We start from the raw sequence: 10964 nt of genomic DNA on the forward strand, positions 1-10964 counted from the left end.
TGTCGGCAGCCGGTTCCCGACACCCCACCGGCGGCGCGGACACTCAGAGCATGAGCAACAGGCGCGTGTTGGGCACGAGTTTCCGGTTGACGCTGGTGCTCTGCACGAAGATCGTGAAGTGGTCGTTGTGGTCGGGCTTGACGCGCACCTCCGTGTTGGGAAGCCCCAGCAGGGCCCGGGCCTGGGGACCGGTGTACACACGGTCGGTCTTCTTCTCCAGCACCGCGATCTGCTTCTGCGCCTGGATCTTCTCCGACTTGCTCAACTGGTAGTACGCGGCACCGGTCTGGTAGGTGTGCCCGCATTCGATGACCCACTCCCTGATCGCCGCGTCGCGGGCCACCGGGATCAGCTGGTACTTCGACGGGTCGGCCGGAGTGAGTCCGGCCGCCTTGATGGTGTCCTCGTTGACCGCTTCGGCGCCCGTGGAGAACACCGCGCGCGACCCCCGGATGCCCTGGGTGCGGCCCATCATGAAGTTCTCGGTGGCCTGCCGGATGACCTGCCCGGCCTCCTCCAGGCCCTGCGTGCTGGTCGCGTCCCATATGGCGATGTTGTCCTTGGGGAAGCCGCACTGCATGGCTTCGCGCTTGCCCATCTGGTCGGGCACCAGAACCGCCAGCGTCCAGTTGTCCTGCTGTGTCCGGATCATCTCCGCGACCGCCTGCACCAGTTGACGTGGATCCGTGGCGGGGGTGTCCGGGCAGCGGTGGCTCGCGTTCTCCTGTCCGTCCGTCAGAACGAACGTCAGGAAGCTGTGGTCGCCGTACAGTTGGGCCGTCTGCGCCAGCTCGCTCTGTGACTTCAGTGCGGCTGCCAGGAGGGCCGTCATTCCACCGGTTCGGTACAGCTGCTTCAGCGACGGCATGCGCAGCACGTCCTTGTCGTAGATGACGCACTCCACCTTGTCGGCGAAGACGTACACCGTGACGCGCGTTTCCTGGTCGAGCTCCCTCGAACGGCGTGCGAGGTACGCGATCTGCTGGTCGGCGACATCGACGACCTTGCGGCTCAGGTGCGACATCGATGAACTGGCATCCAGGACCAGAGCAACGTGGTTGATGTAGTTCTGGGTTGCGGACATCACAGCTCCCCCTCGTTCCGGCTTGATGTTCCTACCTTCTCACCCACCACTGACAATCGATCTTGAGCGAATCTGCGACCGGCACCCGGTGGTCAGCCGGTGCGGTCGGACCAGCCCGGCGGGAGGTCGCCCGGGGCCGTCGCGATGACGGTGTCGTCGTCGGGTCCGACGAACTCGAAGAGCGTGACCTCGGCGAACTCCGGGACCACGTGGACCGGGTAGGTCGGGCCCTCGTCGCGGAAGCGGCGCATCTCGTCGAGGTGGTCGTTCTGGTAGAGGACGGTGCGCTCGCCGTGTTCCTCGACCCAGCGCGGGAAGAAGATCACGCCGTGCAGGCGGCGCTGGCCGGGCATGACGTTCACGCACACCGAGGTGCCGGTGGGCTCGTGCCAGGACACCTTGTAGTGGTCGTCGTCCAGCCGGACCAGGTCGACCCGCTGGTCCTTGACCCAGCGGCCGCCCACCATGCCGGAGTGGATCCGGTAGTCGATGGTGGTCGCGTTCTTCACGTACATCTCGTACTGCCAGCCGTTGGCATAGGTGTAGATGAAGCGGTGGCCGACGATCCCGGAGAGGTCCTGCTCAGGTACGGGGTTCCGCGCGGTGGTCCGGTGTGCTTCGTGGCCGGCCATGAGGGCGATCTCCTTGTCGTTCGCTGTGCCGTCGTGTCGCCGCTCTATTTTGTCACAAAACTATTTTGTGGCGAAACCATGTCGGGGGCATCATGAGCACATGGACATCGCGACTGATCTCGGCCGCCTCATCGGACCGCTGCGGCGTGCCGTGCTGCTGCGCACCCGCCGCGCGGAAGACCTGCCGGATCTTCCCGAGGCCCAGATCGAACTCCTGAGGGTTCTGTCCGAGGCCGGCCCCCTCGCGCCAGGTGAGGTCGCGACCCGTCTGCGTGTGGCCTCCTCGACGGTCAGCAACCTGGTCCGCGTCATGACGGCGTCGGGGCTCGTCGAGCGCAGGCCGTCGTCCACCGATCTGCGCACGGTGACCCTCGTGGCCTCCCCTCATGCCCTGGACCTGCTCGGCCGGTACGACCGAGTGAGCACGCAGGAGCTGAGGCGCGCCCTCGCCGCCCTCTCGCCCGGCCGGCGGGGGGCCATCGAGGAGGCGCTGCCGGCGCTCAGGGAGCTGATCGGCGCCCTGGAAGAGCGATGTGACTGACTCCGGGGTCACGCGCGACGAAGTGAGGCATGAGATCCGGATGTCGGGGTAAGCGCTTGCAGCTGGACGGGAAGGGCTGCGACACCTGGGGAGGTCGACGCGGCCCTTCCCCCCCTTTTCCCGCGCGACCCGCGTCAGTCCGTCGTGTCGGCCTTCCGCACGACCCGCGGTCCCGGGGCCGCCTCTGATCACGCCTGCAGGAGCCTGCGCTTCTGCTCCTCGAACTCGGCCTCGGTGAGAATTCCTTGGGCCCTGAGCTCACCGAGCTGCTTCAGCTGTTCGATCTTGTCCGTCATGTCCGGGGCCGACGGCTCGGCGGCGGCCCGGGGCTCAGGTGCGTACTCGCCGTAACCCTGCTGTGCTGCCCAGCGCCCCTGCTGTCGCCGTGTGACGCGGTTCGACACGGCGGTCGCGGTGCCCGCGACGACGGCGGTGCGCGCGACTCCGCGAATCAGACCTGGCATGGCTGCGTTCCCTTCTGGCCGTCAGCGTTGTCGAATGCCGTTCAGCGAGCGGCTTCGATCTCGTCGAGGGCGGCGAGGACGGCATTGACCGGGATCCGTCCCGAGGCGACCAGCCTGGCCCCGCCGCGACGCAGGGCGGCGGCGAACGGCGCGGCCCATACGTTCTCATAGACCAGGATGCCGGCGGAGCACCCGGGTTCCAGCGCGGTGGCCGCCTCCTCGATGTCGTCCTGGCCCAGCAGGCCCGACGAGGCGCCCTCGAAGACGGCCAGGTCGAGCGCGCCGTCACCGGTGAGGTCGGCGATCTCCATGCCGGTCACGGTTCCGTCCTCGTCCTTCCTGACGAACATCAGGTCCAGGATCCGGATCAGACCGCGGTCCACCAGATCGACGAGCAGGGGGAAGCCCTCGCCGGTCATGCGGTTCCCGGGGAACTCGACGACCAGGTAGTCGATGGGCCCCACTTCTTCGCGTTCCTCGCTCACGGCGTCACCTCTGGTCGTCACGGCTGTGCTCCTGCCGCCCCCGCCACCATTCCAGCACCGGGTCCCGGGCCTCGCACTCCGTGAGCGGGCCACCCACGGCGCGCTGGGGTTGCGGACGCCCGTCGTACCGATCCATCGGTGGTGGAGGGCGAGACGGGACCGCGAGTGCCCTGTCCGCGGGCTGTGCCGTTCCCCTCGCCGTGACGGACCCGGCCCCGAACGCCTGGGGGCGGCGGTCATGGCGGGTCCCGCGCGGGGGGCCGCGCCGCCGAGCACGCGGGTGAAGCCTGAGCCGCTGTCACCGTCCCGGGGCATGCATGAGGATCTCCGCCGTATCCGGCTGGGTCGGCGGCATCGACGCACTGGAGGCGAGAGTGATGAACCAACGAGCCGGACAGGCGGGCCACCGGACCATCGACGTCCCTGTCCTCATCGTGGGCGGCTCCCTGGTCGGCCTGTCAACCTCGTTGTTCCTGGGACGGCTGGGCGTACCGCACCTGCTGGTGGAGCGCCACGCGGGCACGTCAATCCACCCGCGGGGCCGGGGCAACAACGTCCGCACCATGGAGCTGTTCCGGGTGGCGGGTGTGGAGAAGGCGATCCATGAGGCGGCCGCCACCCTGTCCGTCAACCACGGCATCCTGCAGGCGCCCACCCTGGTCGGGGACGCGGGTGAGTGGCTGTTCAAGGACATCGACCCGGGCGGCGGGCTGGCCCGTTTCAGCCCCAGCGCCTGGTGCCTGTGCAGCCAGAACGATCTCGAGCCGGTCCTGCTCGACCACGCCCGCGGACACGGGGGCGACCTGCGCTTCTCCACCGAGCTGATGTCGTTCGACAGCGACCCCGGCGGGGTGACCGCGGTGGTGAAGAGCCGCGAGACGGGCGAGCACACCACCGTCCGCGCGGATTACCTCGTCGCCGCGGACGGCCCCCGCAGTCCCGTGCGTGAGCAGCTCGGCATCGCGCAGAGCGGGCCCGGCGACCTCTTCCACAACGTCAGCCTCACCTTCCGCTCCCGACGTCTCGCTGACGTCGTGGGCGACCGTCACTTCATCGTCTGCTACCTGACCAACCCGGAGGCGGACGGCGCCCTGCTGCCCGTGGACAATCGCGAGAACTGGGTCTTCCACGCCCCGTGGCACCCCGAGCAGGGGCAGTCCCTGGAGGACTTCACCGACGAGTGGTGCACCGAACACATCCGCCGGGCGGTCGGCGTACCCGACCTCGATGTGGAGATCACCGGCAAGGCGCCCTGGCACGCCGCCCAGAGGGTCGCCCGCAGCTATCGGTCGGGACGGGTCTTCCTCGCCGGTGACTCGGCCCATGAGATGTCCCCCACCGGGGCCTTCGGGTCCAACACCGGCATCCAGGACGCGCACAACCTCGCCTGGAAGCTGGCCGCCGTACTCGACGGCTGGGCGGGGGAGCGGCTGCTGGACACCTACGACGCCGAGCGCCGCCCCGTGGCCGAGGCCACCAGCGCGCGGGCCGCGGCCCGGTCGGCCGAACACAGCCACCCGGGATTCGCCCCGCCCCCCGGAGCGAGCGGCGGAGGCCCACGTCAGGGCATCCTCAACGTGGCCCTCGGCTACCGCTATCCGCAGGGCGCCGTCGTAGGCGCCGACCCCGCCGCCCCGGTCGTGCCGGAGGGCCTCGACCTGACCGGCGGACCCGGCAGCAGGGCCCCTCACCTCTGGGTGCGTCGCGGGGACGAGCGGATCTCGACGCTCGACCTCTACGAGCGGTCGCTCGTGCTGCTCAGTGACGCCGCGGAGCCGAACGCGTGGCACGAGGCCGCCCTCCGCCTCGCCGACGAGCTGTCCCTCCCGCTCACGTCGTACCGGGTGGGCACCCGAGCGCCCGCCGACCTGGTGCCCGAGGACGCAGTCGACTGGGCGGAGCGCCACGGCACCGGACCCGGCGGCGCCGTGCTCGTCCGGCCCGACGGGTTCGTCGCATGGCGGTCACCGGGCCCCGAGGCGGACGCCGAGGCGGTGCTGCGCGAGGTCCTGCGGACCGGGCTGGCCGTCACCTGAGGCACCGCGGGCCCGCCGGCGCCGGACGCCGGGCGTGACCTGCCCGCGGTGACGGCGTCGGCCGCCTGCGCCACCGGCATGTCATGCGCCGGTGGCGCGGGCCGTGACACAGCACCTCACCTGTGCGGGGGACAGCGGCCGGCGGGTCGGGGACCCCCTCGACGGCCGAGGTCTCCCCCGTTCATCTCGTCCGGACGACCCCCTCCCCGTCACTCACGTACTTCATCCGAGTCGCGCGATGTGCGGGGACGGGCACAGGATCGAGGAACGCTGACGTCGCATCACTGCGGCCAACGTTCACTTTCCCCTCCGCGAAGGAGATGTGCGCAGGATGACCACCACATCCGAACGGGTTGCAGGTTCGCGAACGCGGCAGGCGTCGCACCATGTCTCGCAGTCCGTGTTCGACGGTTCCCGGCTCCGGGTCGTCCTTCTGGTCGACGTCCACGACGGCGCCCAGCAGGAGTTCCTCGAGGCCTACGAACAGTTGTGCAACCAGGTCGCGTCCGTCCCCGGACATGTCAGCGACCAACTCTGCCAGTCGATCGAGAACCCCTCCCAGTGGCTCATCACCAGCGAGTGGGAGAGCGCCCCGCCGTTCCTCGCCTGGGTCAACAGCGAGGAACACGTGCGGATGGTGGAGCCACTGCACAGCTGCGTCCGCGACACCCGCTCGCTGCGCTTCCACGTCGTCCGCGAAACCGGCGGCCCGGCGGCGGACGCCGGCCAGGAGGAGCGCCGGCTCCAGACGGCACCCAGGATCGGCGACGGCCTCATCCGGCACGCGCTCACCTTCACCGTCAAGCCGGGCAGCGAGGAGATCGTCGCCAAGATCCTCGCCGACTACGCCTCGCCCGAGCCGCAGGTCGACGACACCACCCGGCTGTGCCGCACCTCGCTGTTCATGCACGGCAACCGCGTGGTGCGGGCCATCGAGGTGCGGGGCGACCTGCTGGCCGCGCTGCGCCATGTCGCCCGGCAGCCCGAGGTGCGGGCCGTCGAGGAGGCCATCAACCCCCATCTGGAGCAGGACCGGGACCTCAACGACCCCGAGTCCGCCCGGGTGTTCTTCACCAGGGCCGCGCTGCCGGCCGTCCACCACGTGACGGCGGACCAGCAGAACGCCCAGGCCGAGCGGTACGCCCTGTACTACCCGGCCCGGCCGGACATCGGCATGAAGCTGGCCGAACTCCTGGCCCGTCAGGACGAGGCGGCGGCGGACGACCCGCACAGCCCGGTCCTGCGCAGCACCATCTTCCAGCGCGACGACGTCGTCGTACGGCTCATCGACGTGCGCGACGGAATCGAAGCCGCCGACCCCGTCCGGATCCTGGGCCTCACCGACTCGGCACAGGTGGCCGAGCTGACGACGCTCCTGGACGACGCGGGCACACCGGCGTCCGCGCCCGAGGACGGCGCCATGGCGCGCCTCCTCGAACTGGCGCGCATGGAGCTCGTCACCGACCGCCGGTCGCCCGACGCCTGATTCACCGTCCGTGGGAGAGGCGGTGCCTGCCTCTCCCACGGTGGTGCAGCACATCAACGGAGGAACGCGTGATCACATCTCGTCCCCGAATCGTGAGCATGAGCGACGTCGAGCCCAACCGCCGGCGAGGCGGTGACCTGCGCGCCATGCTCACTCCGGCCGCGGTCGGCGCCACCAGCGGTTTCATGGGCGTGGCCCTCATCGAGCCCGGCGACCGCATCGCCGAGCACTACCACCCGTACTCCGAGGAGTTCGTGTACGTCGTGTGCGGGCAGCTGGAGGTGGACCTCGACGGCGAGCCGCACCCGCTCCGGCCCGAGCAGGGGCTGCTGATCCCCCTCAACGTGCGCCACCGCTTCCGCAACGTCGGCGACGTCGAGGCACGGCTGGTCTTCCACCTCGGCCCGCTGGCCCCGAGCCCGCCGCTGGGCCACGTCGACACCGAGGAGACCGACGCCGAGTCCGCAGTGGTGGGAGCGGAGGCAGCCGCACGACGTCAGGTCCGGTCATGACCAGACGCGTGGTGGTCACCGGCATAGGCATCGTCGCACCGGGCGGCATAGGCGTACCGGCGTTCTGGGACCTGCTGGCCGCCGGGCGCACGGCGACACGGGCCATCACGTTCTTCGACCCGGCCGGTCTGCGTTCACGGATCGCCGCCGAGTGCGACTTCGACCCCGCGGCCCACGGTCTGGACGCGCGGGACGTGGCACGATGCGACCGCTACATCCAGTTCGCCATGGTCGCGGGGGACGAGGCGGTACGGGACGCCGGACTCGACATCGACGCCGAGGACCCGTGGCGCGTAGCGGTCTCGCTGGGCACCGCGGTCGGCGGCACCACCCGGCTGGAGAACGACTACGTCCTGGTCAGCAGCAGCGGACAGCACTGGGACGTGGACCACCGGAAAGCGGGCCCGGACCTGCACCGCGCGTTCTCGCCCAGCACGCTCGCCTCGACCGTGGCGGAGCGCTTCGGGGCGCGCGGCCCGGTGCAGACCGTCTCCACGGGCTGCACCTCCGGGCTCGACGCCGTCGGGTACGCGTTCCACACCGTGCAGGAGGGCCGGGCCGACGTGTGCATAGCCGGCGCCTCGGACTCGCCGATCTCCCCGATCACCATGGCCTGCTTCGACGCGATCAAGGCCACCTCGCCGAACAACGACGACCCCGCCCACGCCTCGCGTCCCTTCGACGCCGACCGGGACGGATTCGTCATGGGCGAGGGCGGCGCCGTCCTGGTCCTGGAGGAGTTCGAGCACGCCAGGGCACGTGGCGCCCGCGTGTACTGCGAGCTCGGCGGGTACGCCACCTTCGGCAACGCCTACCACATGACCGGCCTGACCAGTGAGGGCCTGGAGATGGCCCGGGCCATCGAGGACGCCCTCGACCGCGCACGGCTCGACCCCACCGCGATCGACTACGTCAACGCGCACGGGTCGGGCACCAAGCAGAACGACCGCCATGAGACCGCAGCGGTGAAACGGGTCCTGGGCCCCCACGCCTACGAGACCCCCATGAGTTCCATCAAGTCGATGGTGGGCCACTCCCTGGGCGCCATCGGAGCGATCGAACTCGTCGCCTGTGTGCTGGCCCTGGCCCACCAGGTGGTACCGCCGACCGCGAACTACGAGACCCCCGATCCCGAGTGCGACCTGGACTACGTCCCGCGCGTCGCCCGCGAGCGCAAGCTCACCAGCGTGCTCTCGGTGGGCAGCGGGTTCGGTGGCTTCCAGTCCGCGGTGGTCATGAACCGGCCGAGGGAGAAGACACGATGAGCGAACCCCGGACACGGCGCGCGGCCGTCACGGGAATCGGTGTGGTCGCGCCCAACGGAGCCAGTACCGAGACCTTCTGGAAGTCCACCAGGGAGGGCATCAGCGCCCTGGACCGGATCACCCGCGACGGCTGTGAACACCTGCCGCTGCGCGTGGCGGGCCAGGTGCGCGACTTCGATCCGTCGGCGGCGATCGAGGAACGCTTCCTGGTCCAGACCGACCGGTTCACCCACTTCGCGATGGCCGCGGCCGACCTCGCCCTGGAAGACGCCCAGTTGCACCGGCCCGAGACTGACGACGCGCCGTTCTCGGTGGGTGTGGTCACCGCGGCCGGTTCCGGCGGCGGCGAGTTCGGACAGCGTGAACTCCAGCAGCTGTGGGGCAAGGGCAGCCGCTTCGTCGGCCCGTACCAGTCCATCGCCTGGTTCTACGCCGCCAGCACCGGCCAGATCTCCATCCGCCGGGGCTTCAAAGGCCCCTGCTCGGTCGTCGCCGCCGACGAGGCCGGCGGCCTGGACGCCCTCGCCCACGCGGCGCGGGCCGTGCGGCGCGGCACCGACGTGATCGTGGCCGGGGCGACCGAGGCGCCGATCGCGCCTTACTCGGTGGTCTGCCAACTCGGCTACCGGGAACTCAGCACGGTCGACGACCCGACCTGCGCCTACCGCCCGTTCACGTCCGCGGCCAGCGGCTTCGTGCCCGCGGAGGGCGGCGCCATGGTCGTGGTGGAGGCGGAGCGCACGGCCCGGGAACGGGGCGCCCGCGTGCGGGCCCACCTGGCCGGGCACGCGGCGACCTTCACCGGAGCCTCCCGCTGGGAGGAGTCCCGGGAAGGCCTCGCCCAGGCCATCCGCGGAGCGCTGGCCGAGGCCGACTGCGCCCCCGAGGAGATCGACGTGGTCTTCGCCGACGCCCTCGGCGTACCGGAGGCGGACCGCGCCGAGGCCCTGGCCATCGCCGACGCTCTCGGAGCCCACGGCACCCGGGTGCCGGTCACCGCCCCGAAGACGGGGATCGGCAGGGCCTACTGCGCGGCACCGCTGACGGACGCCGCGACAGCGGTGCTGTCGATGGAGCACGGTCTGCTCCCGCCCACCCCCAACGTCTTCGACATCTGCCACGACCTCGACCTGGTGACCGGCCGGGCCCGTACCGCCGAGGTGCGTACGGCGCTGCTGCTGAGCCGGGGACTCATGGGGTCGAACTCGGCGCTCGTGCTGCGGCACGGCGCCACCGACGCCTCGTCGTGAGGCGCCGAACAGGCAAGGAAAGGGAATGACATGACCGACCGCATCACTGTGGAAGAGCTGGCCGAACTCATGAAGAAGTGTGCCGGTGCCACCGTCACCCCGGAGGAACTCCGCCGCGACGGAGCGGTCTTCGAACCCATGGGCGTCGACTCGCTGGGCCTGCTGGGCATCGTCGGCGAGCTGGAGAACCGGTACGGCACGCCGATGCCGCCGGACGCCGAACGCAGCAAGACGCCGCGCCAGTTCCTCGACCTGGTCAACAGTGCCCTCATGGCAGGAGCGTGAAATGACGGGACACACGCAGAACGAGATCACCATCGCGGCGCCCCTGGACCTGGTCTGGGAGGTGACCAACGACCTGGAGAACTGGCCTCAGCTGTTCAGCGAGTACGCCTCGGTCGAGATCCTCTCCCGGGAGGGCCACAAGACGACGTTCCGGCTGACCATGCACCCCGACGAGAACGGCACCGTGTGGAGCTGGATCTCGGAGCGCGAGCCGGACCGCGAGACGCTCACCGTCAAGGCCCGCCGCGTCGAGACGGGGCCCTTCGCCCACATGGACATCCACTGGCGGTACGAGGAGGTACCGGCCGGCACGCGGATGGTGTGGACGCAGGACTTCGCGATGAAGCCGGACGCGCCGGTCGACGACGAGTGGATGACGGACAACATCAACCGGAACTCCAAGGTGCAGATGGCGCTGATCCGGGACCGCATCGAGAAGATCGCCGCGGAGCGCGGCGCGACGCACGGTCTGAACGGCCGCGCGGCGCACGGTCCGAACGACTGAGCCGGACGGAGGACGACCCCATGCACCAAGCTCTGATCGTCGCCCGGATGGCCCCGGGGTCGGCGCCCGACATCGCCGAGGTGTTCGCGGAGTCCGACCGGGGAGAGCTGCCGCGGCTCGTCGGTGTGACCCGGCGCAGCCTCTTCCAGTTCGGCGATGTGTACATGCACCTGATCGAGGCCGAACGCGACCCCGGACCGGCCATCGCCAAGGTCACCGGGCACCCCGAGTTCCGGGACGTCAGCGAGCGACTCGCCGCGTACGTCAGCGCGTACGACCCCGAGACCTGGCGTTCCCCCAAGGACGCCATGGCGCAGCGTTTCTACTTCTGGGAGCGCGAACCGGCCGGCTGACCGCCGCCGGTGACGACCGGTCGCGGGGGGGGGGGGGGCGGGGGGGCCGCGCCCCCGCCCGGCGCG

13 protein-coding genes are annotated in these 10964 nt (G+C 70.5%); 9 read left to right on the plus strand and 4 right to left on the minus strand.

From position 1 onward, the window contains the following. Positions 1 to 43 precede the first annotated feature (43 nt). Both AB0937_RS36190 and AB0937_RS36195 read right to left on the minus strand, forming a co-directional pair. Positions 44 to 1084: a vWA domain-containing protein gene (locus AB0937_RS36190; protein ID WP_366718062.1), complete on the minus strand. Its 1041-nt coding sequence runs from the start codon at positions 1082 to 1084 to the stop codon at positions 44 to 46. Positions 1085 to 1176: 92 nt separating this feature from the next. Further along, positions 1177 to 1716, minus strand: coding sequence for a phenolic acid decarboxylase (locus AB0937_RS36195; protein ID WP_366718064.1), 540 nt, complete (start codon positions 1714 to 1716; stop codon positions 1177 to 1179). A 100-nt stretch (positions 1717 to 1816) separates the two neighbouring features. Here AB0937_RS36195 and AB0937_RS36200 point away from each other — a divergent pair, with 100 nt between their 5' ends. After that, a complete protein-coding gene (locus AB0937_RS36200; RefSeq protein WP_366718066.1) occupies positions 1817 to 2257 on the plus strand; it encodes a MarR family transcriptional regulator in 441 nt (146 codons plus the stop codon). 188 nt (positions 2258 to 2445) lie between these two features. On the opposite strand, the gene AB0937_RS36205 is transcribed toward AB0937_RS36200, so the two are convergent. Further along, on the minus strand, positions 2446 to 2721 hold the full coding sequence (locus AB0937_RS36205) for an SHOCT domain-containing protein (protein ID WP_366718068.1): 276 nt from the start codon (positions 2719 to 2721) through the stop codon (positions 2446 to 2448). 41 nt (positions 2722 to 2762) lie between these two features. Then, positions 2763 to 3206 carry a DUF6325 family protein gene (locus AB0937_RS36210; protein ID WP_366718090.1) on the minus strand — a complete coding sequence of 148 codons (444 nt, stop codon included), beginning with the start codon at positions 3204 to 3206 and terminating at the stop codon, positions 2763 to 2765. Between the two features lie 377 nt (positions 3207 to 3583). Between AB0937_RS36210 and AB0937_RS36215 the strand changes: the two genes are divergently transcribed. From AB0937_RS36215 to AB0937_RS36250, 8 genes are all read left to right on the plus strand, one after another. Next, positions 3584 to 5242, plus strand: a complete 1659-nt coding sequence (locus AB0937_RS36215; RefSeq protein ID WP_366718092.1) for an FAD-dependent monooxygenase — start codon at positions 3584 to 3586, stop codon at positions 5240 to 5242. 331 nt (positions 5243 to 5573) lie between these two features. Beyond that, complete coding sequence (locus AB0937_RS36220) at positions 5574 to 6728, plus strand: SchA/CurD-like domain-containing protein (protein WP_366718070.1); 1155 nt, start codon at positions 5574 to 5576, stop codon at positions 6726 to 6728. Positions 6729 to 6826: 98 nt separating this feature from the next. Beyond that, the gene (locus tag AB0937_RS36225) at positions 6827 to 7240 is read left to right on the plus strand and encodes a cupin domain-containing protein (protein WP_366718071.1); all 414 of its coding nucleotides are present in this window, start codon (positions 6827 to 6829) and stop codon (positions 7238 to 7240) included. Next, a complete protein-coding gene (locus AB0937_RS36230) occupies positions 7237 to 8505 on the plus strand; it encodes a beta-ketoacyl-[acyl-carrier-protein] synthase family protein (RefSeq protein WP_366718073.1) in 1269 nt (422 codons plus the stop codon). The genes AB0937_RS36225 and AB0937_RS36230 overlap by 4 nt, the downstream gene beginning before the upstream one ends. After that, positions 8502 to 9755 carry a ketosynthase chain-length factor gene (locus tag AB0937_RS36235; RefSeq protein WP_366718075.1) on the plus strand — a complete coding sequence of 418 codons (1254 nt, stop codon included), beginning with the start codon at positions 8502 to 8504 and terminating at the stop codon, positions 9753 to 9755. The genes AB0937_RS36230 and AB0937_RS36235 overlap by 4 nt, the downstream gene beginning before the upstream one ends. A gap of 30 nt (positions 9756 to 9785) precedes the next feature. After that, positions 9786 to 10040 carry an acyl carrier protein gene (locus tag AB0937_RS36240; protein WP_234848428.1) on the plus strand — a complete coding sequence of 85 codons (255 nt, stop codon included), beginning with the start codon at positions 9786 to 9788 and terminating at the stop codon, positions 10038 to 10040. 1 nt (position 10041) lies between these two features. Continuing rightward, entirely contained in the window at positions 10042 to 10545 is a 504-nt protein-coding gene (locus tag AB0937_RS36245) for an SRPBCC family protein (protein WP_366718077.1), read from the plus strand. Positions 10546 to 10565: 20 nt separating this feature from the next. Further along, entirely contained in the window at positions 10566 to 10898 is a 333-nt protein-coding gene (locus AB0937_RS36250; protein ID WP_366718079.1) for a TcmI family type II polyketide cyclase, read from the plus strand. The last annotated feature ends 66 nt before the right edge of the window (positions 10899 to 10964 follow it).

The organism is Streptomyces sp. NPDC047880, assembly GCF_040706515.1.
Lineage (GTDB): Bacteria > Actinomycetota > Actinomycetes > Streptomycetales > Streptomycetaceae > Streptomyces.

What these genes read in the sequence shown, in the direction of transcription:
- AB0937_RS36215 (WP_366718092.1), top strand. Translation starts at nt 3,584, where the DNA reads ATGAACCAACGAGCCGGACAGGCGGGCCACCGGACCATCGACGTCCCT.
- AB0937_RS36220 (WP_366718070.1), top strand. Translation starts at nt 5,574, where the DNA reads ATGACCACCACATCCGAACGGGTTGCAGGTTCGCGAACGCGGCAGGCG.
- AB0937_RS36190 (WP_366718062.1), bottom strand. Translation starts at nt 1,084, where the DNA reads ATGTCCGCAACCCAGAACTACATCAACCACGTTGCTCTGGTCCTGGAT.
- AB0937_RS36240 (WP_234848428.1), top strand. Translation starts at nt 9,786, where the DNA reads ATGACCGACCGCATCACTGTGGAAGAGCTGGCCGAACTCATGAAGAAG.
- AB0937_RS36200 (WP_366718066.1), top strand. Translation starts at nt 1,817, where the DNA reads ATGGACATCGCGACTGATCTCGGCCGCCTCATCGGACCGCTGCGGCGT.
- AB0937_RS36230 (WP_366718073.1), top strand. Translation starts at nt 7,237, where the DNA reads ATGACCAGACGCGTGGTGGTCACCGGCATAGGCATCGTCGCACCGGGC.
- AB0937_RS36205 (WP_366718068.1), bottom strand. Translation starts at nt 2,721, where the DNA reads ATGCCAGGTCTGATTCGCGGAGTCGCGCGCACCGCCGTCGTCGCGGGC.
- AB0937_RS36225 (WP_366718071.1), top strand. Translation starts at nt 6,827, where the DNA reads ATGAGCGACGTCGAGCCCAACCGCCGGCGAGGCGGTGACCTGCGCGCC.
- AB0937_RS36195 (WP_366718064.1), bottom strand. Translation starts at nt 1,716, where the DNA reads ATGGCCGGCCACGAAGCACACCGGACCACCGCGCGGAACCCCGTACCT.
- AB0937_RS36235 (WP_366718075.1), top strand. Translation starts at nt 8,502, where the DNA reads ATGAGCGAACCCCGGACACGGCGCGCGGCCGTCACGGGAATCGGTGTG.
- AB0937_RS36250 (WP_366718079.1), top strand. Translation starts at nt 10,566, where the DNA reads ATGCACCAAGCTCTGATCGTCGCCCGGATGGCCCCGGGGTCGGCGCCC.
- AB0937_RS36245 (WP_366718077.1), top strand. Translation starts at nt 10,042, where the DNA reads ATGACGGGACACACGCAGAACGAGATCACCATCGCGGCGCCCCTGGAC.